Here is a 25,209-nt window from a genome sequence, read left to right as displayed (position 1 = left end):
ACCGGCCAGGATGGATGACGGGCCGTACCGAAGGATTAAGGGACCGCTGTAGTGGGCAAGGCACCGAAAGATCGCCTGAGCCGCGGTCCGTTGCGGGCCGTCCCGGCCGCCTTACCGGAAAATTATCGATTCCTTACACGCCGACGCCACCCTTCTGGGCAGAGCTGCCGGCCCCGGCGAGGTGACCCCCCTTCATGTCGCCGGTGGGCCGGCCGCTCACCGCCAGGTAAGACAGCGTGTCCCCGCCACCGGCAGGGGGCCGCCCTCCAGAACAGTCGTGGTGTGAGATGCCGACCAACCCCGCAGCGACCGCTTCCCACGCGGAACGGGGCGCGGTCCGGTGCTGATCGGGCGGGAACGTGAGCTGAGCGCGCTCGGCCGGCTGCTCGGGGACGACACCTGGACCGGCGGTGACTCCGCCGTCATCAGCGGGGGTTGGGGGAGCGGGAAGACCGCACTGCTGCGGGCCGCCCTGGCGGACCTCCGCCAGGACCCCGGAACCTGCGTCGTCTCGGCGGTCGCGGACCCGCTGGAACGCGACCTGCCCTTCGGCGTGGTCCGCCGGCTCTTCGAGCACCTGGCCGCGGACGACCCGTCGGGTCCGCCGTTCCGCGACTGGACCCTGGACGCCGCCCGGGTGCTCGCCCCCTGGGCGCAGCGGCCGGACGGGCCGGCGTCCACGGTGACCGGACAGGACGCGGAGACCCTCGGCGGCCTGTACCGGCTGTGCGTCCGACTGGCCGGTGAGAGAAGGCTGTTGATCGCCGTCGACGATCTGCAGTGGGCCGATCCGCACTCCCTCCTCTGGCTGCGGTACCTGCTGCGCAGGGCCGACAACCTGCCGCTGGTCGTCCTCGCCACGCTCGGTCCGGGGGATGCGCATCCGCACGCTGCTGCCGTGGCCGCCGTCGAGCCGCTGTTCCGGCACCGGCTGACCCTCGACGGCCTCGCCGACGACGCCGTCGAGGCCCTGGCGGCGCAGGCTCTGGGGGAGGCCCCGGAGCAGCCGTTCACCGTCGCCTGCCGGGAGGCCACCGGCGGCAACCCCCTCCTGCTGCACGCGGTCCTGCGCGGGCTCCGGATGTCCGGGCAGCGTCCCCGGACGGAACTGGCGGACCGGATCACCGGCCATGTCCCGGCCGACCTGGGCCCGGCCTTGCTCACCCGGATGCAGGAGGTCCATCCGTACGCCGTGACCACGGCCCAGGCCGTCGCGGTGCTCGGCGGTGCGCCGGGCATCGACCTGATCACGGGGGTCACCGGCCTGCCGGAGCCGGCCATCGCGGACGCCGTGCACCGGCTGGTGGGCGCGGGGTGGCTGACCGGGACGGAGCACGGCCTGTCCTTCGTCTGCGACGTCCTGCCGGCGGCGGTCACCGCGGTGGTGCTGCCGAGCCGCCGGAAGGACCTCCACCTCCGGGCGGCCCGGCACCTGCTGGCCCACGAGGCTCCGCTGATACGGGTGGCCGCCCATCTGCTGCTCAGCCCCCTGGGCGAGCCGTGGGTGCCGGAGGTGCTCGGCCGGGCGGCGACGCTGGCCGCGGAGCAGGGCGACGACGCGCACGCCGCCGCCTTTTTGCGCCGCGCCCTGCGCGAGGAGCTCACGGCGGAACTGCGGGCCACCCTGCTGGCGACGCTGGGCGAACTGGAACTCACCTCCAGCCTCCCGGTCGCCGTCCGCAATCTGGAGCGCAGCCTGGAACTGTCCACGGACCCGGTGCAACAGACCGCCATCGCCCGTACGCTGGCCGGCGCGCTCCTGGCTCTCGACCGGCACCCCGACGCGCTGGAGACGCTGCGAGGCACCTCCGAGGCGGTCCGGCGGACGGACCCCGACCAGGCCATGCGGCTGGAGATCGACTTCATCCACACCAGCCTGAGCGAGGCGGCCTCGGCCCCGGCCGTGGTGCCACGGCTGATGGAGCTGGACGTCTCCGACGCGGCCGGCAGCCCCGTGCAGCGGCCGCTGGCCGCCCTGTTGAGCCTGCGCGCGGCCATGGCGGGAACGTCCACGCGGGAAGTGGTGGACCTGGCCCGGCTGGCGCTGAGCCAGGGCATGAACCCGGACGACGACGAGTCCGTCGTCTACACCAGCGCGGTGATCTCCCTGGGCGCCGCCGGGGAGGCGGAGTTGGCGCTGACGTACGCCGACGCGGCCGTGCGGGCGGCGCACCCCGGAACCTCGGCCTTCCACTACGCCCACGCCCTCAGCACCCGGGCGAACATCCACTGCCGGCTCGGCCGTCTCGCGGACTGCCAGGCCGACGCGGAGGCCGCGCTGGGCGCACTCGGCAGTATCGGCGTCGGCCCGTGCAACGGCCTCAGCACGTTCGCGATCACGACGCTGGCGGAAACGCTGCTCCGGCAGGGCGAGCTCGCCGACGCCGACGACCTGCTGGTCCGCGGCGAGTTGAGCGGCCGGCTGAACGGCAACTGGATCAACGACTACGTACTGATGGTGCGTGGCTGGCTGCGCTGCGCCCAGGGGCGGTTGGAGGAAGGGCTGGCCGACTTCCTGCTGTGCGGTGAGCGGACCTGCGCCCGCGGGATGCCCAACCCCGGTTTCTTTCCCTGGCGTTCGGAGGCGGCGTTGGTGTACGCGGCACTGCGGCAGGGCGAGGCGGCCAGGGCGCTGGCGGAGGAGGAGCTGCGGCTCGCCCGCGTCTGGGGCGTGCCCGAGGTGACCGGTGTGGCGTTGCGCGCCCTGGGAGTGGTGGTCGGCGGGCGGGAGGGACTCGATCTGCTCGGCGAGGCCGTACGGCTCCTCGACGGCGCGCCCGCGCGGGTGCGGTACGCCCAGGCGCTGGCCGACTGCGGTGTCCTCGCCCGCAAGGTCGGCCGGCTGTCCGAGGCCCGCAAGCACTTGCAGCGGGCCGTGAGCGTCGCCCATGAGTGCGCGGCGACGACGCTGGCCGATCAGGCGCTCGCGGAGCTGCGTGCCGCCGGTGACCGGCCGCGCACCCGGACCTTCCACGGCGTGGGAGCACTGACCCCCACCGAGCGGCGGGTGGCGGACCTCGCCGGCCGGGGGATGACCAACCGCGAGATCGCCCAGCGCCTCTTCGTCGGTCTGCGCACCGTGGAAGTCCACCTGACCAGCGTCTACGGGAAGCTCGCCATCGACGGCCGGGCGGGGCTGGCGCGCGCGCTGGCCAAACCCCGTTCCGAAGTCAGGTTATGACGAAGCGGGGTGAGGGCGCGGAAAAACTGCGTTCCACCTCCCCCGGAATGTCTTCGGTACCGACCACGACGTCACCGTGCGCCCCGGTACGTACCTTCATCAACTCCCCACCTTTCACGTTTTCCGCTACCGAGGAGAGACCCATGGGGCTCATCAAATCCACCACCGTCGCCCAAGTCGCCGAGGCCGTAGGGCAGTCCGACCCGCTGGCCCGCCCGGTGGTGACCCTGGGCGTGGGGTCGGGGCGCCATCCGTTCCTGTCCGCGATGCTGTCCGACGGTGTCGGCGACAGCGACAGCTTCTTCGTCACCCTCACCGACCGCTCCGTGCTGTTCCACGAGGTGCAGGCGGCGCGAAGCCGGCCGGGGAAGCTGCGGTACGACATCGAGCGCGAGCAGGTCCGCACACGGATCGGCGAGGTCCGCCGGGGCTTCCTGTGGAGCACCTTCCGGTTCCGGTTCCCCGGGGACACCGAGGCGACCTGGCTCAACGTCCGCCGCGCCTGGCGACCGGAGATGGACCGGTTCCTCGCCGCGCTGCACGAGGACGGGCACTCGGCATGACGTCACTTACCCCCTCCCGACAGCCCTTTGGCCGATGGATACCGCCGACCCTGGCCCTCACCGTGGCCGTGGTCAGCGGCTGCGGTCTGGTCGGCGACCCGGCCGACCCCGCGACCCCGAGCCCCCTGCCGGTCCGCACACCGCCGCCGGCGCCTCTGCCCGACGAGATCGTGCCGGAGCTGCCCTGCCCGGCGGAAACCCGGCGGCCGGAGACCGTCGAGGTGGACTGGCCCGCCGCGGCCGCCGCGCACCGGGCCGCCGGGCCGCACGGAACGTCGGTGCTCGCTACCGGCTGCCCTCCGGTGCAGCTGGTGGCGCTGACGAACCGGCGGCCGGGAGGCGGCTCATGAAGGCCCGCGCCCGCTCCTCGCCCGCGGCGTCGCCGAGCTGGGCCAGGGCGGCCCCGGCCTCCGCCGCACACGTACGGGCCTGCTCCGGCCGGCCGACGGCGGCCAGCACCGAGGCGAGGGCCAGCAGCGTATGGGCGCGCTGTGCGTGCAGGCCGTGCGACCGGCAGACGGCGAGCGCCGTACCGTACTCCGTCACCGCTTCGTCGAACCGGCCGAGTGCCGCCAGTACGTCGCCCAACACGCGTTGCGCCAGGGCGATGCCCACCGGATTGTCCCCGGGCGGGCACTGGGCGAGGGCGTCCCGGGCGGCCTCCAGCGCCTGGTGCGGCCGGTCGAGTGCGAGGTGGGCGCGGGCCAGGCTGACGGAGCACTGGGCGGCCATACCGGGCTCGCCGCTCTCACCCGCCAGGGCGTGCGCGCTCCGGTAGTGGCCGATGGCCTCCTCCAGGCCGTCCGGCCGCACGGCGGCGACCACGCCCATGGTGTACACGACACGGGGGGCCAGTACCTGGTCCGCGGGGTCGAGCGTCTCGTGGGCGCGGGCGGCCAGCGCGACCGCCTCCTCGTGGTGTCCGATCCGCGCGCAGGCGACGGACGCCGTGATGCAGCTGAAGACGGTCGCGAGCCGCTCCCCGTGGTGGTCGGCGGCGCGCAGCAGCGTATGGCTCAGCTGATGGATGGGACCCCACGGCAGACAGAAATCGGTGAACGGCATGAGCAGCGCCAGAAGGCACGACAGGGTGCGGGTGTCCTCCGCGCTCACCGGCCGATAGGGGTGGTGCAGGATCTGGCCGGCGACGGCCAGCATCGCGGGGAGCTCGTGCAGCACCCAGTCCTGCGCGTGCAGCGCGTCGGTGAAGGCCGCGGCGCCCGGCATGCCGTCCGGATCGGCGGCGTCGGGCAGCCGGCTGTAGGGCCGCTCGGCACGCATGGCGCTGCTCGTCCCCGCGAGGTAGAAGCGGGCGACCCGGCTCAGGGCCGCCTGCCGCGTGGGGGCGGGGTCGGTGTCCAGGGTCCGGTGGCGGGCGAACAGCCGCAGCAGATCGTGGTAGCGGTACCGGCCCGGTTCCCCGGGTTCCAGCAGACCCTGGTGGGTCAGGGACTCCAGGGTCGCCTCGGCCTCCCGCCGGTCGCACCGCAGCACCGCCGCCGCGGCGGCCGGGGAGAGGTCGGGCACCTCGGGGATGGCCAGCAGCCGGAAGGCACGCGCCTCCGCGTCGTCCAGCGTCGAGTAGCCGAGGTGGAAGACCGATTCGACGGCCAGGCTGCCGGCCTCCAACTCGCCCAGCCGCTGCGAGCGGTCGCTGAGCCGCTCGGCCAGCGTCGCGAGCGTCCAGCGCGGACGGGCCACCAGGCGGGCGCCGACGATACGGACGGCCAGCGGGAGCATCCCGCACGCCCGCACCAGGTCGCGGGCGGTCTGCTGTTCCTGACGGCACCGCCCGCTGCCGGCCATCCGCTCCAGGAGGGCAAGGGCCTCCCGCTCGCTGAACGGTTCGAGCGCGGTGTGGGTGGTCGCCGGGAGGCACATCAGTGCCGTACGGCTGGTGACCAGCGCGGCGCTCCCGGCGGTACCCGGCAGCAGGGCGCTCACCTGCTCGGTGTCGGCGGCGTTGTCCAGCAGAAGCAGCAGCCGGCGGCCGGCCATCCGCGAACGGTACAGCGCGGTCCGCTCCTCCCGCCCGCTGGGCACATTGCCGGCCAGCACACCCAAGGAGCGCAGGAACCACTCCTGCACCTCATAAGGGTTCGCCCGCTCCCGTCCGGTCCCGCGCAGGTCGACGTAGAGCTGGCCGTCGGGGAACTGCTCCCGCACGGCGTGCGCGGCGTGCACGGCCAGCGTGGTCTTCCCGACGCCTCCCATGCCGTGGATCACGCAGATCACCGGAGCGGTGGCGTCCGTCCGTACGGCACCGGCCAGGGCGTCGCGCACCTGCCGGCTCTCCTCCCCGCGGCCGGTGAAGTCAGGGACGTCGGGAGGGACCTGCGCCGGCGGCACCCAGGTCGGCCGGTCCGGCCCGGCGGCCGGTCCGGCTGCCGGGGACGCGGTGGCCACACCCGGCGGCGGTGCCAGCGTCGGGTCCGCCTCCAGGATGCGCTGATGCAGACGTACCAGCTCAGGGCCGGGATCCACGCCCAGCTCGGCGGCGAGGTGCCGTCGGGCCGCGTTGAACCCGGCCAGCGCGTCCGCCTGCCGGCCGCAGCGGTACAGCGCGAGCATCTGTAGCGCACGCAGCCCCTCGCGCAGCGGATGTTCGTCGGCCAGTGTGAGCAGTTCCCCGACGACCCGGCTGTGTCCGCCGAGCTGGAGTTCCAGGGTCAGCCGCGCCTCGACGAGGAGGAGCCGGTACTCCACGAGCCGGTCCCGCTGCCGCTGGGCGTAGGGGCCGGGCACTCCCGTCAGCGGAGTGCCGTCCCACAGCGCCTCGGCCTCGGCCAGGCTGCGGACGGCCGGCTCCAGCTCCCCCTGGCTCCGGGCCGACTGCGCCCGGGCATGGAGCCGTTCGGCCTGGGAGACGTCCAGCGCCCCGTCCGGCAGGTGCAGCGCATAGCCGCCGGCGACGGAGACCAGGGCCTTGGGCGCGGCGGACTCGCTCTCCAGCACGGTGCGCAGCCGTGAGATGTGGTTGCGCACCGCGACGTGCGCGCTGGCCGGCGGGTCCGATCCCCAGACGTCCCGCACCAGTTCGTCCGCGGAGGCGACCTGGCCGCACCGCAACGTCAGCGAGGTGAGCACCGCGCGCTGCTGTGCCGGCCCGATGTCCAGCGGCCGCCCATCGCGCCAGGCCCGCAGCGGACCCAGCGCCGCGATCCGCAGTCCCCCCATGCCCTGCTCCCACGTTCCGACCCGCGGCATCAGTCATGTCCACCTGTCATCAGCCATTGGCCGAGAACCGAGGGGCGGTCACTTGCCGGGAAGTTCTGCCCGGTGGGCATTATCCCTGGAAGCGCTCTCGGCGGTCCGGGGTGTCCGCTGGTCGAAACGGTGCGGGCGGACATCCCGGCCCTCCGCCGTGGCAGGTCGGGGCCACTCTGCCCGGGTTCGTACCGCGTGCATGGCCGGCCACGACGGCGGCGCATTGCGTGTCCCGGTCACGCTCGGCGGTGGATGAGGAAAGGCAGCAGCGCACGGATCTCGTCGCATGCCGTCGGCTCCAGGTCGAGCGCCGTCAGGCAGTCGTGGGCCCTGTCGAGGTGCTGCTGGGCCTCGCTCCGGGTGGCGGAACGCCCGCCCGCCTCCTCGATGAGATCGGCGGCCTGACGGGCGCCGGCGTCGTCCAGTGTCCCGCCCGATTCGAGCATCCCCACCAGCCGCCGTGCGGCCGGGGTGCCCGAGGCCAGCGCCGCCAGGACGGGGTAGGTCTTCTTCAGCCGTCGCAGATCGTTGTGTACCGGTTTGCCGGTGTCCTGGGGGTCCCCCCAGATGCCCAAGAGGTCGTCAACGGCTTGGAAGGCCACTCCGAGATGCCGGCCGGCTCGTGTGAGACCTGCGACGGTCGCGGCCGGTGCGCCGGCGAGCACGGCGCCCAGGCCGGTGGCGCACCCGAGCAGCGCACCGGTCTTGTGCTCGGCCATCGACCGGTACTCGGGCACCCGGACCGCGTCGGCGCCCGTCCATGAACGGCACTCGAAGAAGAGGTCGTCGGCCTGGCCCCGCGCCATGTCGTTCAGGGCCTGGGCCAGGTGCCGCACCGCCGCGCCGCTCTGTGCCGCGGGGGAGTCGCAGAGGATCTGGGCAGCGAGGGCGCACATCGCGTCACCTGCCAGGACCGCGGGTCCGGCACCGTAGGCCTTCCAGGTGCTCGCCCGCTGCCGACGGGTCTCGTCGCCGTCCATGATGTCGTCGTGCACCAGCGAGAAGGTGTGCACCAACTCCACGGTGACCGCACCGGCGACGGCGCACTCCGCGGGCGCTCCGGCCGCCTCCGCGCAGAGCACCGTGAGTGCCTGGCGCACCCCCTTGCCCTGGGAGCCGGGGACGAACCTGCCTTCCTTCTTGGTCCATCCGAGAGAGTGGGCTGCCATGTCGGCCAGCCACGGATGGAGGCGCTCCACGGCCTCCACGAGCGCCGGTTGCACCAACGCGCGGCAGCGGGCCAGGGTTTGCGCCGCGGCGGCCTGGGGCGCGGTAAGAGGCGTCATGATCGGGTGTGTCCTTCGGTGTCCTTGGGCGGCCAAAAGTAGGGGGAGAACGCGCCATGACGGATGACGGGCGATACCGAAGGATTACGACGTCGGGGCGGCAGACGAGAGATGACGAGGCGTCAGAAACCTGTCAGGTGCGGCCCTTTGGTGTTCAGCGGGCCGTCAGGTCCTGTTCCGCCCAGATGGTCTTGCCCTGCTTGGCGTGCCGGGTGCCCCAGCGCTGGGTGAGCTGGGCGACCAGCAGGAGGCCGCGTCCCCCCTCGTCGAAGACGCGGGCCCGGCGCAGATGCGGAGCGGTGTCGCGGGAGTCGGAGACCTCGCAGATCAGGCTGCGGTTGTGGATCAGCCGCAACTGGATCGGCGGCTGCCCGTAGCGGATGGCGTTGGTGACCAGTTCGCTGACCACCAGCTCCGTGGTGAACACGGCGTCGTGCAGCCCCCAGGCCGTCAGTTGCGCGGTCGCGTCGCGCCGGGTCCGGGCGACGACGGCGGGGTCGGAGGGCACGTCCCAGCGGGCGACCCGGTCGGCCCCCAGCGCGTGGGTGCGGGCGATCAGCAGCGCGATGTCGTCGGCGGGGCGGGCCGGGAGCAGTGCGTCGAGGACGTTGTCGCAGACCTCCTCCATGGACGCGGCGGGCCGGGCGAGCGTGCTGCACAGCAGGTCGAGCTGCTCGTCGGGATCGCGGCCGCGGCTCTCGATGAGACCGTCGGTGAAGAGGGCCAGCAGGCTGCCTTCGGGCAGCTCGACCTCGACGGCTTCGAAGGGCAGCCCGCCCAGTCCGAGCGGCGGGCCGGGCGGTACGTCGAGGACCTCCGGGTGGCCTTCCGGGGTGACCACGGCGGGCGTCGGACTTCCGGCACGGGCCAGTGAGCAGTGCCGGGAGACCGGGTCGTAGATGGCGTAGAGACAGGTGGCGCCGACGTCACCGGGAGCGGCGGGACGGGATCCGTCGGGTTCGACGCCCGACTCGGTGGTGGCTTCGGCGGACAGCCGCAGCACGATGTCGTCGAAGTGGGTGAGCAACTCGTCGGGCGGCAGATCGATATCGGCCAGGGTGCGGACCGCGGTCCGCAGCCGGCCCATGGTGACCGATGCCTCGACGCCGTGGCCGACGACATCGCCGACGACCAGGGCGACCCGCGCTCCGGAGAGCGGGATGACGTCGAACCAGTCGCCGCCCACCCCGGCCTGCGCCGGAAGGTAGCGGTAGGCGACGTCCAGGGCGCTCTGGTCCGGCAGGCCCCGGGGCAGCAGGCTGCGCTGCAGGGCGACCGCCATGTGGTGTTCCCGGGCGTACCGGCGGGCGTTGTCGATGCAGACCGCGGCGCGGGCCGCGAGTTCCTCGGCCAGGGCCAGGTCGTCGTCCTCGAACGGTGCGGTGCGCCCCGAGCGCCAGAAGTTGGCCACGCCGGTGGCGAGGCCGCGGGCGCACAGCGGGGCGGCGATGAGGGAGTGGATGCCGTAGTCGAGGAGCCGCCGGGCGCGCTCGGGGTCCTGGGCCTGCCATCCGTGGGCCGTGCGCAGGTCCGGTTCCAGCCGTGCCTGCCCCGCCGTCATTCCTCTGGCCTGGGGCGTCGAGGGCCGGAAGGTGATCAGTTCGCCGGTGGGGTAGAGCGGATGGTCGTCGCGGATGCCGACGGTGGCGGTGCGGCGCAGCGTCGTCCGCGTGCCGTGCGGCTCCTCGCCGCGCAGAACCGGCTCGGCCAGGTCGACGGTGACGAAGTCGGCGAACCGCGGTACCGCTGCTTCCGCCAGCTCCTGCGCGGTGCGGGTCACATCGAGGGTCGAGCCGATGCGGACGCTGCCCTCGTACATGACGTTCAGCCGGCTCCGGGCCGCCTCCGTCTTTCCGGACAGGGCGTGCAGCTCGGTGGAATCGCGGAGGGTGGTGACGGTGCCTCCGGGGCCGTCCGGCCGCCCGGTGGCACGCTGGTTGACGGCGAGCAGCCGGTCCCCCGCCGAGTGCAGCTCGTCGCTGGCCGGGCGGCCCGAGGCCAGCAGGGCGGCGGTGCGCGGGGCGAGGCCGAGGGTGTCGACGTGCCGGCCCTCGGCGTCGGCGGGGAGGTCGAGCAGCCGGCGGGCCTCGTCGTTGGCGAGCAGCAGCCGGCGGTCCTCGTCGACGATCAGGACGCCTTCCCGGACGGAGTGCAGCACCGCGTCGTGGTGCTCGTAGAGCCGGGTGATCTCGGCCGGGCCCAGGCCGTGCGTCTGCCGCAGCAGTCGCCGGCTGAGCAGCGCCGTCCCGCCCGCGGTGACGGCCATCGCGGCGGCCGCGGCGGCCAGGGCCACCGGCACCTGCCGGTTGAGGGTGGCGCTGACGTTCTTCGTGGTGATGCCGGCGACGACCGCGCCGATCACCCGGCCCTGCGGGTCCCTGATCGGCACGTTGGCCCGGACCTGCGGTCCGAGCGTCCCCTTGGCCGTCTCCGTGGTCGTGTGACCGGACAGCACCGACGCCAGATCACTGCTGAAGTGTTTGCCGATCCGCTCAGGCTTGGGATGCGTGTAGCGGATGCCGTTCCGGTTCACGACGACGACGAAATCGACCCCGGACCCCACTCTGACCGCTTCGGCCCGCGGCTGGAGCACCGCCGTGGGATCGCGGGACCGCATGGCGGCCTCGATCCCCGGCGCATGGGCGAACGCCTCGGCCACGCCCAGTGACCGCTTGGCGGCCTCGTGTGTGCTGTTGTGCTGGGCATCGATGACGAGCGCGAACGCGGCGCCGACGCAGAGCAGCACGATGACCGCCAACTGCAACAGAAACATCTGACCGACGACGCTGTGCACGCTCAGCACCGAGCGGGAGACCGTGCGCCCGCCACGGCCGGAGCTGCGCGCGTGTGCGGCCACCATGCCCTTCCACTCCTCTTGTCGCTGGGGGAAGGCGATGCCTCTTGTCGCCGGGGAAGGCGATGTGTCGCCGGGAACGGCGATCGGGACGGCCCGGGGGCGGCCGGCTGTCAGGGAACGTGTCAGGGAACGCGTTCGGCTCGGCTCACGGCCCGCAACGTGCGGCGATGCCCCAGGCGCACCCCCGAAGTGCCGTCCCTGCGTCGGCCCCGCGGGAGCGGTGGCGTCCTTGAGTCAAGGGTAGGACTTCAGCAGGCGGCCCCCTTCGCGGACACTGGCTGACATGGTGACGGTCCTCGGTGTCGACGCCTGTCCGGGCGGTTGGCTGGCGGTCGAGCTCCGCGACGGCCGGTTCGCGCAGGCACGAGCCGTCACGACCCTGCGCTCCCTGCTGCCCGTTGCCGCGTCCGGTGACGTCGCGGTCGTGGCCGTGGACATGCCGCTGGGGCTCCTCGACACCGGGTGGCGGCGGGCGGACACCGAGGCGGCGGCCCTGCTGGGACCGCTCAGGGGGAGCGTCTTCCGGGTGCCGCCGCGCACGGTGTGGCAGGAGGAGACGTACGACGAGGCGCGGGCCCGGTGCCGCGAACTCACCGGGGCCGGGCTGAGCCGCCAGAGCTGGGGGCTCGCCGCCAAACTCCGTGAGGCGAACGCCTGCTTGACGGCACCCGGGGGCGACCGGCTCCTCGAAGTGCACCCGGAGGTGTCGTTCCGGGCCCTGGCGGGCGGCACGGCGCCGCTTGCCCGCAAGAAGAGCTGGGCGGGGCAGATGGCGCGGCGCTCGCTCCTCGCCGCGGCCGGCATCGTCCTCCCGGACGACCTGGGGGCCGCGGGGCGCACCCCGCCGGACGACGTCCTGGACGCGGCCGCGGCCGCATGGACGGCCCACCGGATCGCCCGCGGCCGCGCGCACTCCCTCCCGGACCCGCCCGAGCACGATGCCGACGGGCGCCCCATCGCCATCTGGTACTGACGGGCGCCCCGTCGCCATCCGGTACTGATGGTGCACCGGGTGTCCGTCCGGCATCCCGCTGCGCCTGCGCCCCGGTCGGCAGCGTCCCGCGCCGCCCCCTGCCGCCCCGCGCGCGACGCGGCTCGAAGCGCTGCCAGGTGGCGATCGCCCATGGTGGAAACCCTCAACCGTATGGGTGTGGATCAGCTCTCACATGGGTAACACGCCTTTCCCGTATGGGTGTTGCGGCGGGGGGCCGTGACTTCTGAGCGTGGGGAGAGCCGGATGTCCGACCTGGCGACCGTATCGGCCGAGATCGCGCCCTATCTGACCATGGCGGCGAACAGCCTCGGCACGTCCGTGATCAGCGCCGCCCAGCAGCGGATCGCCGAGCGCACCGTCACGGCCGGGGAGGGATTCTTCCGCCGGCTGCTGCGCCGCGGTGACGGGGCGGACGGAGGCCCGGTCGGCGACGCCGGCCGGCTGCTTCTCGACCAGGAACGGGCGGACGCGCTCGACCGGCAGCTGGCGGGCCTCGGCGACGACGAGCGCCGGGTGCTGGCGGCGGCGGTGGCCGGCTGGCTGGCGGAGCCCGCCGACCGGCGGGACGAGCACCGGCTCCTGCGGCAGATCGACCGGCTCGCCGCGTCCGCGGGCGGCCGTACCGTCCACCACCACGTCACCGCGACCGGCCAGGGCTCGATCGCGGCCGGCGAGATCCACGGCGACATCCACATGGGAGGCAGCGCGGACACCCGGAACGGTTCATGAGCCGCCCGGCGGACCGTGGCGACGTCCACCACAGCACGACCTCGCACGGCGCTCACTCCATCGCGGCCCACGACATCAGGAACATCTTCATCAAGTGGGTGATGCACCCCAGCGCCCGCTGGCTGCCGCTGCTGCTGGCCTGCGCCGCCGTGGTGATCGCCGGCACCGTCTGGCCGGACGGACCGGCCCGCCAGTACACCCTCTGGGGCCTGCTCACCGGCCTGTCGGTGAGCACCGCCGCGGCCCGCGTCCTCGACCGCGGTCCGCGCGACGCCCGGCTGGCCGCTGTACTGTCCCTGGTCTCCGTACTGGCCACGGTCGGCGGCTGGCTGGCCTTCCAGAGCGTCCGGACGCACGGCGAGATCGACGTGACCGGGCAGGTCCGTACGGAGGGCAGCCAGCCGCTGGACGACGTCGCGCACCGCACGCTCACCCTCCGGCTCGACGCCCGCGCCCTGGCGGAGCCGCGTAACGCGCTGCGGCTGACGCTGGACCTCACCGACCACGACCCGGCCGGCCCGACCTGCCTGCCGGACACCCGCGCCACGCTCTCGCTGCTCACCGCGGGCTCCGCGGACCGGACCGCGGACATCCGGCCCGGCGGCACCGTCGACTTCGCCCTGGGAGCACGGACCGCCACGGTGACGATCGGCGTCCGGCTGCACACCGGCCGCGGCTGCCGGATGGACGTGCGGACGACGAGCGCGGTGCTGCATGACCGCTGATGGTTGCGTTCGATGACGTTCCGTCAGGAACCTCACGTCGCACCAGTGTTGACGCAGAAACGTAAGAAGCAGGAACCGTCGGACCGGGGGAGACCGATGAGCATCACACGACGCGACAGCACCGCCCGACCGCTGAGGTCCCGGCGTCCCAAGGCCCTTCCCGGGCTGGCCGGGCTGGTCGGGCTCGCATGCACCGCTCTGGTGGCGACCGCCTGTGGATCCTCGGAGCCGCCCTCGCTCTTCGCGGGTGGCAAGGTGTCGGTCGGGGCCAAGAACGACCAGCCCGGTACGGGCGTCGTCCACACCTACAAGTTCTCCGGCTTCGACATCACCGTCGCCCGGCAGGTCCTCAAGGCGGTCGGCGCCGAGCCGGACTTCGGGATCGTGCCGTCGGAGGACCGCAGCGCGGTGCTCACCGAGAAGAAGAAGGACCTGGTCGTGGCGACGTTCTCGATCACCGTCGACCGGATGAGGACGCTGGACTTCGCGGGCCCGTACGCGTCCACGTACCAGGGCATCATGGTCCGCAGGAACGACCAACGGATCCGCCGGCCCGAGGACCTCTTCGGCAAGCGCGTCTGCACCTGGCCCGGGACGACGTCCGCCACCACGTTGGAGGGGCCGGAGTACGCCCGGATCGCGGTCTACGAGCGTCCGGACGCGTCGAGTTGCATCACCGACCTCAAGGTCAAGAAGGTGGCCGACGCGGTCTCGACCGACCAGATGATCCTCTACGGCTTCACGCAGGAGAACCCGGACCTCAAGGTCGTCCCGGACCTCACCTACGGCTCCGCCAACCACTACGGCATCGCGATGGCCAAGGGGCACCGCAAGGACTGTCTGCGGCTGCGCGACGCGCTGCGGGAGTACGTCAACAGCAACAACTGGAGCCACGACTTCTCGACGTCGCTGTGGTCGGTCCCGAAGGCCGATCCGACCTGGGAGACCGACTACCGGCCGCGTGCCGAGACCATCGACGCCCTCTCCTGCCGGGACCGCCCGCGGGCCTGAACGGGCACGGCAGGTGGGGTCAGGCCTCCTCGGGCCCGTCGTTCCCGGCGTAATGGAGCAGTACGACACCGTTGCCGAAGGCGTGGGTGTCGAGCAGCCGGAGGCGGGTCCTGGTGTCCGCGTCGGGGAAGAGCGGGGTGCCGCGGCCGATGAGGACCGGATGGAGGTAGAGGCGGTACTCGTCGACCAGGCCGAGCCGAAGGAAGGACGCGGCCAGGTGCGCCCCGCCGAGCGCCAGGTCCCCGCCCGGCCGCGCCGTCAGCTCCCTGATCCCCTCGACCGTGACCTCCCGCACGATCGTGGTGTTCCAGTCGGCCCGCTCCAGGGTCCGGGAGAACACGAACTTGGGCATCTCCCGCCAGATCCCGGCGAACTCGGCCATCGGCCCGCGGGCGTCCGGGTCGGCGTCGGCGGTCGGCCAGTACCCGGCCATCAGCTCATGGGTGACGCGGCCGGACAGGAGGCCGCCCATGGTCCTGAGCAGGTCGTTGAAGTGCTGGTGCAATTCGTCGTCGACGACATGCCAGGCGATGTCGTGGTCCGGCCCCTCGATGTAGCCGTCGAGCGACAGCGACATCATCAGGACGATCCTTCGCCTCGGGGTCCCTTGGCTCGTGGTCCCCTGGCTCGTGGTCCCCTGGCTCGTGGTCTCTCGCATCGCGGTCCTCCCGGCGGCACCCTACGCCGGACCGGCGGCCGTGGCCCCGACCAGCGCCGCCCGGCTGGGCCCCGCGCCACCCGACCGGGCCCGCGCCCACCCGACCGGGCCCGACCCCGCTCGACATGCGAACGTGGCGTGATCGGGTCGATACTTTGTGCTATGAATGAACGATTTGTCCAACTTCCTGGTAGTGAGCGGGCCGCCGCCCCCAAGGCGCGCCCCGCCGGTTCCCTCGACGGGTCCACCCCCGTCCACGCCACGATCATGCTGCGCCGCCGGGCCGAGGTCCCCCGGGATCTGATCACCGGGCCGGACACCATCTCGCAGGCCGAGCTGGCCCAGCGGTACGGCGCCGACCAGGCCGACGCCGACCGCGTACGCGAGGTACTGGGCCGCCACGGCGTCGACGTGAACGAGGTCGATCTGGCGAGCAGACGCATGAAGGTGTCCGGTACGGCGGACCAGATGGCGGCCGCGTTCGGGACCCAGCTGTCCCGGGTGGCCAGCCCCGACCCCATCCATGGTGAGCTGGTCGAGCACCGGCACCGCGAGGGCCCGCTGCGGCTGCCCGCGGAGCTGGACGGTGTGGTCGTGGCGGTGCTCGGTCTGGACGACCGCCCGCAGGCCCGTCCGCATGTCCGGCACGCGCGGGCCCGGGCCCGCCACACCTCGTACAAGCCCTCGCAGCTGGCCGGTGTCTACCAGTTCCCGCCGGACACCGACGGCACCGGCCAGACGCTGGCGATCATCGAACTCGGCGGCGGGTTCACCCAGGACGAGCTGACGGAGTACTTCCGGTCCCTCGGGCTGCCGAAGATGCCCAAGGTGACGGCGGTCGGCGTCGGCACCGCCCGCAACCAGCCGACCGGTGACCCGCACGGCGCCGACAGCGAGGTGCTGCTGGACATCGAGGTCGCCGGTGCGCTGGCGCCCGGCGCCGAGCAGAAGGTGTACTTCGCGCACAACACCGACCAGGGCTTCGTCAACGCGGTCAGCCAGGCCGTCCACGACACCCCGACCCCGGCCGCGCTGAGCATCAGCTGGGGCGCCGCGGAGCCGTTCTGGACCGACCAGGCCCGTGCCGTGTTCGACGAGGCGCTGGCCGACGCCGCGGCGCTGGGCGTGACGGTGTGTACCGCGGCCGGCGACGACGGCAGCAGCGACGGCGTCCCGGACGGCCGCCCGCACACCGACTTCCCGGCCTCCAGCCCGCACGCGCTGGCCTGCGGCGGCACCCGCCTGGACGCCGACCCGGACTCCGGTCTGGTGCGCAGCGAAGTGGTGTGGGGCGGCAACGGCGGCGGCGCCACCGGCGGCGGCATCAGCGAGGCGTTCCCGCTGCCGTCCTGGCAGACCACGGCCGGTGTGCCGCACAACGGCAGCGGCCCGGGCCGCGGTCTGCCGGACGTCTCCGGCGTCGCCGACCCGGCCACCGGCTACGAGGTGCTGGTGGACGGCCACCCCTCGGTGATCGGCGGCACCAGTGCCGTCGCCCCGCTCTGGGCGGCGCTGACCTGCCGTCTGGTCGAGGCGCTCGGCCGCCCGCTCGGCATGCTGCACCCGCTGCTGTACGCCGGAGCCACCCCCGGGCACACCGCCCGCGGCTTCCGGGACGTCACCGTCGGCAGCAACGGCGACTTCGACGCCAGTCCCGGCTGGGACGCCTGTACCGGTCTGGGCGTCCCGAACGGCACCGAACTCCTCGCCTCCCTGCGGGAGATGGTGACCCGCTGACCCGCCGGTCAGCCGGACCCGCCGGGTGTGCACGGCCGCGCCCGGCGGGCCCTTCGCGGATGGCCCGATCACGCGGCGGGGTGGTTCCGCGGCCGGTACTCTCGGGGGGATTTCCCTCGAATGGGTGTACGGGACGGGTGTACGGGTGGGGGCTGCGGTGCTCAAGCACTACTACCGGCTGGTGTATTGGAAGCGGCGGATCAGCCGCTCCCTGGGGTGGCGGCGCGGTATGGGTCCGGGAGCGCTGGGGCCGCAGCGGCGGCGGACACGCACCGGGCGGGGCCCCCGGCGCGGTCGCCAACTCCTTTACGGGGCACGCCCGTTCCTGATCTTCGGTGCCCTGGTCGCGCTCGTCGTGGCGGCCTCGGCACTGGTCGCCGGCGGCTACGAGGACGTGGGCTGGGCGGTGATGTCCGGGGGAGTGGACGGGGAGTGACGAGCCGCTCCGGTAGGCCGTACGGCGGCGGCCGGGAAGCGCACCGTCGCCGTACGGCCCGCCCGTCCCTCAGGGCGCGGCTGCCTCCGTCAGGACGCCTGTGCCGTGCTGTAGAGGTTCTTGGCGTCGTCGCCGAAGTACGGACCGAACATGGTGTTGGGCAGGAACTGGTAGCCGAAGCTGTTCACCGAGGACTGCAGCCCGGTGCCGGTCTTCTCGTCGAACGAGGTGAACCACGGGCCGCCGCTGGAACCACCGGTCATGTTGCAGGACAGACCGTGGTCGTGGGAGAACAGCGGGTCCTTCATGGTGGTGCCGCTGCAGTAGATCAGCTTGGTGCCGTCGTACGGGGCCGCCGCCGGATAGCCGAAGGCGTACATCGTCTTGTTGTAGCCGGAGTTGAAGGACAGGCCCTGCCCGCCGACGACGTCGGTGAGCTTCTTGCCGTCGAGCGGGGCGACGACCGCCGCGCCGACGTCGTAGTTGATGTCCTCGCTCGCCGTCCACTGCGGGGTGGAGAGCGTCTTGGCGGCCGGCCACTTGCCGTACGGGGCCTGGCCGTCGTGGTAGCCGGGCACGAAGACCCAGTTGGTGTGCCAGGCGCCGTCCAGCTTCACACAGTGCCCGGCGGTGATCACGGTGCTCTTGTTCGCGCTGGTCACCGCGTCGCCGGAGCAGGACGCGTTACGGCCCTGGTAGGTGAAGAACACCCGGCCGGCGGTCTTGGTGACCGCGCCGCCGCCGGTCCACGGGCCGCCCGGCTGGGCCGCGGCGGTGGGCCGCAGTACGGGCAGGGACGGCAGCCCGGGCAGCTGGGGGAGCGTCGGCCGCACGGTGAGCGGGGCGCTGCGCGGGACCGCGGCGCGGTGCTGCCGCGCCGGCGCGGCGAGGTCGAGCGGGGTGGCGGACCGCATCCGCGCCGCGGTCCAGAAGGCGCCGGCGGTGCGCTGCGGGGTGGCGGAGCGGGGGGAGTTCTGCGGGGTGGCGGCGCCGGCCGGGCCGGTGGGGAGCAGCAGGGCCAGCAGCGTACCGGCGGCGGTCAGGGTGCCGAGGGCGGCCCGGGATCCGCGCGCCGGACGCCGCGTCGCTATGCCGTCAACTGCGGTGCCGCCACGGTCGTTTCGTCTCACGCGTAACTCCTTCTGCGGGGGCCGCGGACGCCGGGCGCGCGGCCGATGGGGACGGGACCGCCGCACGCGACGGCCCGGCAGACGAGTGGTGCGGTGAGAGGTAAGCGTGCCACCGGAAGCGACCGGAGGGCAGGGGGCGGACGGAAACGGTCCGGTGGAGGCGATGTGATCGTCGCCCGTGCCGACGGACGGTCAACCCCGCCCGATATAGGGCATGGCGGTCGCCATCACCGTCGCGAACTGCACATTGGCCTCCAGCGGCAGCTCCGCCATGTGCACCACCGTCCGGGCCACGTCCGCGGCGTCCATCACCGGCTCCACCGCCAGCTGCCCGTTCGCCTGCAGGATGCCGGTCTGCATCCGGTCGGTCATCTCGGTGGCCGCGTTGCCGATGTCGATCTGACCGCAGGCGATGCGGTACGGACGGCCGTCCAGCGACAGCGACTTGGTCAGCCCGGTGATCGCGTGCTTGGTGGCGGTGTACGCGACGGAGTGCGGCCGCGGGACGTGCGCCGAGATCGAGCCGTTGTTGATGATCCGGCCGCCCTGCGGTTCCTGCTCCTTCATGGTGCGGAAGGCGGCCTGGGCGCAGAGGAACGCACCGGTGAGGTTGACCTCGACCACCGCGCGCCAGTCGTCGTGCGAGAGCTCGGTGAGCGGCACCGCCTTGCCGAAGGTGCCGGCGTTGTTGAAGAGCAGGTCGAGCCGGCCGAACCGGTCGCGGACCGCCGCGAACAGCGCGTCGACCTGTTCGGGGCGGGTGACATCGGTCGGCACGGTGACGACCGCGGGGCTGGTCGGCTCGGTCAGAGCGGCCAGGCGGGCGGTCTCCTCCAGGGCCTCGGCGCGCCGCCCGGCCAGCGCCACCGACCAGTTGGCCCGGATCAGCGCCTGGGCGACGGCCCGCCCGATGCCGGACCCGGCGCCGGTGACCACCGCGACCTTGCGGGGCGCCGCGCCGCCCTCCCGTGCCTCCTGGGCCGCCGCCGCGGTCTGCGGGGTCGGCCCGCCCCGCGTGGCCGGTGCCGGCAGTGTGGGCCGGGGCGCGGTCGCCGTGCCGCCCACGTGCCCGGCCCGCGCCACCGGCGTCGCCTGTGCTGCCCCTGCCCGCTGTGTGTTCTGTGCCATGGCGGCAGCGTAAACGGCGGCGGACGGCGAACCGGCCGCCCGCCGCGGCGACTCAGCCGCCGGTGTCGAAGCGCCGCAGCACCGCCGCCTTCGTGGCGGTGAACTCCTCGTCGGTCAGGATGCCGTCGCGGTGCAGCTCGCCCAGTTCACGCAGCCGGCGCAGCAGCGCGTCGTGGTCGTCGGCGGGGGCGGCGGCAGGTGCGGCGGCCGCGGGGGCGGACGCGTTCCCGGCCGCGTTCCCGGCCACGGGGGGTACGGACGCCGTCGCGGGGAGGGCCTGGGCGGCGGGCGCCGAGGGGTGCGGCAGCCGTGCGGTGACCGCGGCCGCCAGCAGCGCGGTGGTGCCGCTCTCCTTCTTGAAGCCCCACAGCTCGATGGAGTCGGGGTCGTGGTCCGGTTTGAGCCGTTCCTTCGTGCCGTGCGGACGGAAGCGCAGGAAGCCGGACTCCAGCCCGACGGGCGGGCGCCACTCCACCGCTTCGATGTCGGTCAGGGCGTAGTCCCGCGTGCCCCACTGCCGTTTGGTCTCACTGGTGTTCCAGCGCCACTCCACGCGCACCCGTTCCCCGTCGAAGGTGGCGACGCCGTCCACCCCGGCGGCGGACAGCGGTACCGACGGGCCGGGCAGCAGATAGCGGTCACAGGGCCCGTCCGGCACCTGTTCCAGCATCAGCGCCTGCCGGACCGCGTCCACGAAGTACTCGGCGACGTCCACCCGCGCCGGCTCCACCGCGACCTGATACGGATTCGCGTCGTCCGGCAGCCCGCCGCCGGTGACCTGGAGCAGCGGGTCCGCGCCGTCCCGCAGCCGCAGCCGCAGCCGGCCGGCCTTGCGGCCCGGTTCGTGGGCGATGCCGGCCAGCGCGGCCAGCGGGACCGTGAACTCGCCCAGGTCCTGGCGCAGTTTGTGCACCCCGCGCTCGCGCCCCGGCACGATGCGTATGCCCTCTCCGTCGAAGCTCCAGGTGCCGTCGCGCACCATCAGTTCAGCCATGTCCCGAATCCTACGGAGAGTCGGCGGTGCGTGCCGCGTGCCGTGATTGTCCGGCGTCGTCCGGTGCCGGACCAACCATCATCGAGCGGTCATGCCTGCGTCGTACACGGGTCAGCGGCCCGCCGCCCCGCGGCCGTCCAATCGTCCTCAGCAACCGCCGCCAGGGGAGGGCCAGATGACGCACACCGCACCGTACGAGCAGGAGATCAGGGCCGCCGCCGCCCACGTCGCCCGGCGTCGCTTCCTCACCGTCACCGGAGCCGCCGCCGCACTCGCCTTCACGGTCAACGTCCCGGCCGCGGGCGCCGCGCACGCCGCCGAGGCCGACGCCCGGAAGATCACCGAGAACCCCTTCACCCTCGGCGTCGCCTCCGGCGATCCGCAGCCCGGCTCGGTCGTGCTGTGGACCCGCCTCGCGCCGCGCCCGTACGAGCCCGGCAACGGGATGCCGAACGCCAGAGTCACGGTCCGGTGGGAGGTCGCCTACGACGAGCGTTTCGCGCGGCTGGCCGGTCACGGCCGGGCCGACGCCCACCCGGAGTTCAACCACTCCGTGCACATCGAGCCCACCGGCCTGGCGCCGGACCGCGTCTACTACTACCGCTTCCGGGTCGGCAGCTGGATCAGCCCGGTCGGCCGCACCCGCACCGCCCCCGCGCGCGGCGCCCACCTCTCCCGGTTGAAGCTCGCCGCGGTCTCCTGCCAGGCCTACCACGACGGCTACTTCACCGCCTACCGGCACCTGGCCGAGGAGGACCTCGACGTCGTCTTCCACCTCGGCGACTACCTCTACGAGTACCCGGTCGACGCGGCCGGCGGCGCCCGCAAATACACCGACCGCACACTGCCCGCCCACTTCCGGCGCGAGACGGTCACGCTGGAGGACTACCGGCTGCGCTACGCCCTCTACAAGTCCGACCCGGACCTCCAGGCCGCGCACGCCGCCCACCCCTTCATCGTCACCTGGGACGACCACGAGGTGGAGAACAACTACGCCTCCGACATCAGCGAGGACAACCTCCCGCCCGCCGAGTTCCTGGTCCGCCGGGCCGCCGCCTACCGCGCGTACTGGGAGAACCAGCCGCTGCGCCGCCCGCAGCGCCCGCACGGCCCGGACGCCCGCCTCTACCGTCGCCTCCACTACGGCCAGCTGGCCCAGTTCGACATCCTCGACACCCGCCAGTACCGCTCCGACCAGGCCTACGGCGACGGCTGGCACGCGCCCGGCCCGGAGTCCGACGACCCGAAGCGCACCCTGACCGGTGCCACCCAGGAGCGCTGGCTGATCGACGGCTGGCGGCAGTCCACCGCCCGCTGGAACGTGCTCCCGCAGCAGGTCGCGTTCTCCGAGCGGCGCAACGCCACCGGCCCCGGCTACCAGCTCAGCATGGACGCCTGGGACGGCTACCGGGCCTCCCGCGCGCGGGTGCTGGCGGGCGCGGAGTCGGCCGGCGTGGACAACCTCGTCGTGCTGACCGGCGATGTGCACGTCCACTACGCCTTCGACATCAAGAAGGACTTCGCGGACCCCGGATCGCGCACCGCGGGCGTGGAGTTCGTCACCACCTCGATCGCCAGCGGCAAGGACGGCGCGGACAGGCCCGCCAACTGGGGCACGTACATGGCGGCCAACCCGCACATGAAGTTCTACAACGGCCGCCGCGGCTATGTGACGGTCACCCTGGACCGGGACACCGCCCGCGCCGACTACCGGACGGTGTCCGCCGTCACCACCCCCGGCGCACCGGTGAAGACGGCCGCGTCCTTCGTCACCGAGGCCGGCAACCCGGGCCTCAAGCCGGCCTGATGGCCTGACCCCGACCCCGGCCGGAACCCTCGGCCGGGACCTCAGCCCTAGGTCCAATGGCGCACCCCGTAAGGGGCCGTAACCCGCCCTGGGCATGACACCATGGATCGGCCCACCGACCCATGGAGACGCACATGACGGAGCCCGGCACCAGACCGGCCGACCCCTCGGACACCCCCGCGATAGCCGGGCGGGACGCGGCAGCGGCACCACCGCCCGCCGCGTCCCGCCGCACCGGCCTCCTCGTCACCCTCGTCCTCGGCGGACTCACCGCGGTCCCGCCGCTCTCCATGGACATGTACCTGCCGGCCCTGCCGCAGGTCACCACCGCGCTGCACAGCCCCGCCGCCACCGTCCAGCTCACCCTCACCACCTGCCTCGCGGGCATGGCGCTGGGCCAGATGATCGTCGGCCCGATGAGCGACAAGTGGGGACGCCGCCGCCCGCTGCTGGCCGGCATGGTCATCTACGTCCTGGCGACCGCCCTGTGCGCGGTCGCCACCAACGCCGAACTCCTCATCGCCTTCCGGCTGTTGCAGGGACTGGCCGGCGCCGCCGGCATCGTCATCGCCCGCGCCGTGGTCCGCGACCTCTACGACGGGGTGGCGATGGCGCGGTTCTTCTCCACCCTGATGCTGATCTCCGGGGTGGCGCCGGTCGTCGCCCCGCTGATCGGCGGGCAGATCCTGCAGATCACCGACTGGCGCGGCGTCTTCGTCGTCCTCACCGCCGTCGGCCTGGGCCTCACCCTCCTGGTCTGGCGCCGGCTGGCGGAGACCCTGCCGCCCGCCCGGCGGCAATCCGGCGGTCTCGGCGAGGCCCTGCGCACCATGCGCGACCTCCTCGTCGACCGGGTCTTCTCCGGCTACCTGCTCGTCGGCGCCTTCGCCTTCGCCGCCCTCTTCGCGTACATCTCCGCCTCGCCGTTCGTCGTCCAGGAGATCTACGGCGCCTCCCCCCAGGTCTTCAGCCTGCTGTTCGGCATCAACTCCGTCGGCCTGGTGGCCGTCGGCCAGATCAACGGCAAGATCCTGGTCGGCCGGGTCGCCCTGGACAAGGTGCTGGGCGCCGGCCTGGCCGTGATCGCGCTCGCCGCGACCGCGCTGCTGCTGATGTCCGCCGGCGTCTTCGGGCACGTCGGCCTCGTCCCGACCGCCGCCGGACTGTTCGTGCTGATGGCCGCCATGGGCCTGGTCATGCCGAGCACCAACACCCTGGCGCTGCTGCGCACCCCGCACGCGGCCGGCTCCGCCTCCGCCCTGCTGGGCACCTCGACCTTCCTCCTCGGCTCGGTGGCCTCGCCGCTGGTGGGCATCGCGGGCGAGCGCACGGCCGTACCGATGGCACTCGTCCAGCTCTCCTGCGCCGTATTGGCGCTCGGGAGCTTCCTGGGACTGTGCCGTCCGTGGCAGCGTAAGGGGGACAGCTCCGGCGGGAGGACCGCACTCTGAACGCACCGCGACTCACCTCTGGCACCCCGGCCCGGGCGGGACTGGACCCCGCCTGGGTCGACCGGCTGGTGCGCGGGGTGCGGGAGCTGCCCGAGGGCCGGCCGCCGTGGAGCCCGGGGGCCGTGGTGCTGGCCGGCCGCGGCCCGGTCGTGGTCGCCGAGGAGGCCGCCGGCTGGGCGCAGCGCTACCGGGCGTACGACCCCGAGCGGGACCGCGGGCTGGACCTGCCCCGCGACCTGTGGGTACCGATGCGGGCCGGCACCGTCTTCGACCTGGCCTCGCTCACCAAGCTCTTCACCGCCGTCGCCGCCGTCCAGCTGGCCGAACGCGGCCGGCTCTCCCTCGACGACGAGGTCCGGGACCATCTGCCGGCGTTCGCCCCCGGCCGCACCGTCCGGCAGCTGCTCACCCACACCTCCGGGCTCGCCCCCGAGCTCCCCTTCTACGACCACCCCGGGCGGGCCGCCCAACTGGCGCTGCTGTGGCGGGAGGCGGCGGCCCCCAGCGGCGGCACCGGCGCCGGCTACCGCTACTCCGACCTGGGCCTCATCGCCCTGGCGCTGATCCTGGAGCGGTGCACCGGGCGCGGCCTGGACGCCCTGGTCCGCGAGCAGATCACCGGCCCGCTCGGCATGACCTCCACCCGCTACGGGCCGCTGCCGCCGCACGGCGTGGCGGCGACCGAGGACCAGCGGCGGCCCTGGGCCAAGGCGGACCGCGGCATGCTCCGCGGCGAGGTGCACGACGAGAACGCCTGGGCGCTGGGCGGGGTGGCCGGCCACGCGGGCCTGTTCTCCACCGCCCAGGACCTGGCCGTGCTGTGCCGGACCCTGCTCAACGGCGGCGCGTACGGCACCACCCGGATCCTCGGGCCCGCCGCGGTCGACGCCCTGCTCGACCCGCCGGGCCTCGGCTTCGTCGTGGACCAGCCGTACTTCATGGGCGAGCTGGCGGGCCGCGGCGCGGCCGGGCACACCGGCTTCACCGGCACCAGCCTGGTCCTGGACCGCGCCACCGACACGTTCCTGGTCCTGCTCGCCAACACGGTCCATCCCCGCCGCCGCGACGCCGGCAGCGGCCCGCGGGCCGCCGCCGCGACCTGCTTGGCGCGAGCCGCGGGCTGAGACTTGCCGCACGTTTTCGGCTTTCCCGCCGAGGGGGTTGCCGTCTTTTCCGCCTTCGGCGGGGTGGGGGTTTGGGCCGGGGGCGCCTGGTGGGTGGTGGGTTGCGGGTTCGGCCCTCCGGCGCCTGTTGTGTGGACTGCTTCGTTTTACGTCCACACAACAGGCGCTGTCTCTTATACACCACTGACGCT

The 25,209-nt window shown here is 73.5% G+C and carries 19 protein-coding genes; 12 read left to right on the top strand and 7 right to left on the bottom strand.

From position 1 onward, the window contains the following. Positions 1-340: 340 nt before the first annotated feature. The 3 genes from ACFV1J_RS08200 to ACFV1J_RS08190 all read left to right on the top strand — a co-directional run bounded on the left by ACFV1J_RS08200 (position 341) and on the right by ACFV1J_RS08190 (position 4,094). Entirely contained in the window at positions 341-3,181 is a 2,841-nt protein-coding gene (locus ACFV1J_RS08200) for an AAA family ATPase (RefSeq protein WP_385856462.1), read from the top strand. Positions 3,182-3,324: 143 nt separating this feature from the next. After that, positions 3,325-3,744 (top strand): hypothetical protein, encoded by a 420-nt coding sequence (locus tag ACFV1J_RS08195; RefSeq protein WP_385856461.1) that lies wholly within the window; start codon positions 3,325-3,327, stop codon positions 3,742-3,744. Then, positions 3,741-4,094 (top strand): hypothetical protein, encoded by a 354-nt coding sequence (locus ACFV1J_RS08190; protein ID WP_385856459.1) that lies wholly within the window; start codon positions 3,741-3,743, stop codon positions 4,092-4,094. The genes ACFV1J_RS08195 and ACFV1J_RS08190 overlap by 4 nt, the downstream gene beginning before the upstream one ends. Here the strand turns inward: ACFV1J_RS08190 and ACFV1J_RS08185 are convergent. The 3 genes from ACFV1J_RS08185 to ACFV1J_RS08175 form a co-directional block, all read right to left on the bottom strand. Beyond that, positions 4,030-6,921: a BTAD domain-containing putative transcriptional regulator gene (locus ACFV1J_RS08185; RefSeq protein WP_385856458.1), complete on the bottom strand. Its 2,892-nt coding sequence runs from the start codon at positions 6,919-6,921 to the stop codon at positions 4,030-4,032. The genes ACFV1J_RS08190 and ACFV1J_RS08185 overlap by 65 nt on opposite strands. Positions 6,922-7,187: 266 nt before the next feature. After that, a complete protein-coding gene (locus ACFV1J_RS08180; protein WP_385856457.1) occupies positions 7,188-8,237 on the bottom strand; it encodes a polyprenyl synthetase family protein in 1,050 nt (349 codons plus the stop codon). Between the two features lie 154 nt (positions 8,238-8,391). Next, entirely contained in the window at positions 8,392-11,097 is a 2,706-nt protein-coding gene (locus tag ACFV1J_RS08175) for a SpoIIE family protein phosphatase (protein ID WP_385856456.1), read from the bottom strand. Between the two features lie 280 nt (positions 11,098-11,377). Here ACFV1J_RS08175 and ACFV1J_RS08170 point away from each other — a divergent pair, with 280 nt between their 5' ends. The 4 genes from ACFV1J_RS08170 (at position 11,378) to ACFV1J_RS08155 (ending at position 14,553) form a co-directional block, all read left to right on the top strand. Then, positions 11,378-12,067, top strand: a complete 690-nt coding sequence (locus ACFV1J_RS08170; protein WP_385856455.1) for a DUF429 domain-containing protein — start codon at positions 11,378-11,380, stop codon at positions 12,065-12,067. Between the two features lie 264 nt (positions 12,068-12,331). Continuing rightward, positions 12,332-12,817 (top strand): hypothetical protein, encoded by a 486-nt coding sequence (locus ACFV1J_RS08165; RefSeq protein WP_385856454.1) that lies wholly within the window; start codon positions 12,332-12,334, stop codon positions 12,815-12,817. Next, complete coding sequence (locus ACFV1J_RS08160) at positions 12,814-13,542, top strand: hypothetical protein (protein ID WP_385856453.1); 729 nt, start codon at positions 12,814-12,816, stop codon at positions 13,540-13,542. The genes ACFV1J_RS08165 and ACFV1J_RS08160 overlap by 4 nt, the downstream gene beginning before the upstream one ends. A 96-nt stretch (positions 13,543-13,638) precedes the next feature. Further along, the gene (locus ACFV1J_RS08155) at positions 13,639-14,553 is read left to right on the top strand and encodes a transporter substrate-binding domain-containing protein (RefSeq protein ID WP_385856452.1); all 915 of its coding nucleotides are present in this window, start codon (positions 13,639-13,641) and stop codon (positions 14,551-14,553) included. Between the two features lie 19 nt (positions 14,554-14,572). Here the strand turns inward: ACFV1J_RS08155 and ACFV1J_RS08150 are convergent, their stop codons facing one another. Next, positions 14,573-15,133 (bottom strand): dihydrofolate reductase family protein, encoded by a 561-nt coding sequence (locus ACFV1J_RS08150; RefSeq protein WP_385856451.1) that lies wholly within the window; start codon positions 15,131-15,133, stop codon positions 14,573-14,575. Positions 15,134-15,373: 240 nt separating this feature from the next. On the opposite strand from ACFV1J_RS08150, the gene ACFV1J_RS08145 reads away from it, so the two are divergent. Together ACFV1J_RS08145 and ACFV1J_RS08140 are read left to right on the top strand one after the other, a co-directional pair. Beyond that, a complete protein-coding gene (locus ACFV1J_RS08145; RefSeq protein ID WP_385856450.1) occupies positions 15,374-16,948 on the top strand; it encodes a protease pro-enzyme activation domain-containing protein in 1,575 nt (524 codons plus the stop codon). Between the two features lie 124 nt (positions 16,949-17,072). Continuing rightward, a complete protein-coding gene (locus ACFV1J_RS08140; RefSeq protein ID WP_385856449.1) occupies positions 17,073-17,384 on the top strand; it encodes a hypothetical protein in 312 nt (103 codons plus the stop codon). 89 nt (positions 17,385-17,473) lie between these two features. Here the strand turns inward: ACFV1J_RS08140 and ACFV1J_RS08135 are convergent, their stop codons facing one another. The 3 genes from ACFV1J_RS08135 to ACFV1J_RS08125 form a co-directional block, all read right to left on the bottom strand. After that, positions 17,474-18,514, bottom strand: coding sequence for a peptidase (locus ACFV1J_RS08135; protein WP_385856448.1), 1,041 nt, complete (start codon positions 18,512-18,514; stop codon positions 17,474-17,476). 192 nt (positions 18,515-18,706) lie between these two features. Further along, a complete protein-coding gene (locus ACFV1J_RS08130) occupies positions 18,707-19,642 on the bottom strand; it encodes an SDR family oxidoreductase (protein WP_385856447.1) in 936 nt (311 codons plus the stop codon). 52 nt (positions 19,643-19,694) lie between these two features. Further along, positions 19,695-20,636, bottom strand: a complete 942-nt coding sequence (locus tag ACFV1J_RS08125) for a DUF4429 domain-containing protein (protein WP_385856446.1) — start codon at positions 20,634-20,636, stop codon at positions 19,695-19,697. Positions 20,637-20,811: 175 nt separating this feature from the next. Here ACFV1J_RS08125 and ACFV1J_RS08120 point away from each other — a divergent pair, with 175 nt between their 5' ends. From ACFV1J_RS08120 to ACFV1J_RS08110, 3 genes are all read left to right on the top strand, one after another. After that, complete coding sequence (locus ACFV1J_RS08120; RefSeq protein WP_385856445.1) at positions 20,812-22,443, top strand: alkaline phosphatase D family protein; 1,632 nt, start codon at positions 20,812-20,814, stop codon at positions 22,441-22,443. A 134-nt stretch (positions 22,444-22,577) separates the two neighbouring features. Next, positions 22,578-23,894 carry a multidrug effflux MFS transporter gene (locus ACFV1J_RS08115; RefSeq protein WP_385856444.1) on the top strand — a complete coding sequence of 439 codons (1,317 nt, stop codon included), beginning with the start codon at positions 22,578-22,580 and terminating at the stop codon, positions 23,892-23,894. Positions 23,895-23,971: 77 nt separating this feature from the next. Next, entirely contained in the window at positions 23,972-25,018 is a 1,047-nt protein-coding gene (locus ACFV1J_RS08110) for a serine hydrolase domain-containing protein (protein WP_385856443.1), read from the top strand. The last annotated feature ends 191 nt before the right edge of the window (positions 25,019-25,209 follow it).

Origin of the sequence: Streptomyces sp. NPDC059649 (genome assembly GCF_042734445.1) — a bacterium.
Taxonomy (GTDB): domain Bacteria; phylum Actinomycetota; class Actinomycetes; order Streptomycetales; family Streptomycetaceae; genus Streptomyces.
Note: the sequence above shows the minus strand (reverse complement) of the source record. Positions and strands in the feature narration are given on the sequence as shown.

What these genes read in the sequence shown, in the direction of transcription:
- ACFV1J_RS08195 (WP_385856461.1), top strand. Translation starts at nt 3,325, where the DNA reads ATGGGGCTCATCAAATCCACCACCGTCGCCCAAGTCGCCGAGGCCGTA.
- ACFV1J_RS08190 (WP_385856459.1), top strand. Translation starts at nt 3,741, where the DNA reads ATGACGTCACTTACCCCCTCCCGACAGCCCTTTGGCCGATGGATACCG.
- ACFV1J_RS08185 (WP_385856458.1), bottom strand. Translation starts at nt 6,921, where the DNA reads ATGGGGGGACTGCGGATCGCGGCGCTGGGTCCGCTGCGGGCCTGGCGC.
- ACFV1J_RS08180 (WP_385856457.1), bottom strand. Translation starts at nt 8,237, where the DNA reads ATGACGCCTCTTACCGCGCCCCAGGCCGCCGCGGCGCAAACCCTGGCC.
- ACFV1J_RS08175 (WP_385856456.1), bottom strand. Translation starts at nt 11,097, where the DNA reads ATGGTGGCCGCACACGCGCGCAGCTCCGGCCGTGGCGGGCGCACGGTC.
- ACFV1J_RS08170 (WP_385856455.1), top strand. Translation starts at nt 11,378, where the DNA reads ATGGTGACGGTCCTCGGTGTCGACGCCTGTCCGGGCGGTTGGCTGGCG.
- ACFV1J_RS08165 (WP_385856454.1), top strand. Translation starts at nt 12,332, where the DNA reads ATGTCCGACCTGGCGACCGTATCGGCCGAGATCGCGCCCTATCTGACC.
- ACFV1J_RS08160 (WP_385856453.1), top strand. Translation starts at nt 12,814, where the DNA reads ATGAGCCGCCCGGCGGACCGTGGCGACGTCCACCACAGCACGACCTCG.
- ACFV1J_RS08155 (WP_385856452.1), top strand. Translation starts at nt 13,639, where the DNA reads ATGAGCATCACACGACGCGACAGCACCGCCCGACCGCTGAGGTCCCGG.
- ACFV1J_RS08150 (WP_385856451.1), bottom strand. Translation starts at nt 15,133, where the DNA reads ATGATGTCGCTGTCGCTCGACGGCTACATCGAGGGGCCGGACCACGAC.
- ACFV1J_RS08145 (WP_385856450.1), top strand. Translation starts at nt 15,374, where the DNA reads ATGAATGAACGATTTGTCCAACTTCCTGGTAGTGAGCGGGCCGCCGCC.
- ACFV1J_RS08130 (WP_385856447.1), bottom strand. Translation starts at nt 19,642, where the DNA reads ATGGCACAGAACACACAGCGGGCAGGGGCAGCACAGGCGACGCCGGTG.
- ACFV1J_RS08125 (WP_385856446.1), bottom strand. Translation starts at nt 20,636, where the DNA reads ATGGCTGAACTGATGGTGCGCGACGGCACCTGGAGCTTCGACGGAGAG.
- ACFV1J_RS08120 (WP_385856445.1), top strand. Translation starts at nt 20,812, where the DNA reads ATGACGCACACCGCACCGTACGAGCAGGAGATCAGGGCCGCCGCCGCC.
- ACFV1J_RS08115 (WP_385856444.1), top strand. Translation starts at nt 22,578, where the DNA reads ATGACGGAGCCCGGCACCAGACCGGCCGACCCCTCGGACACCCCCGCG.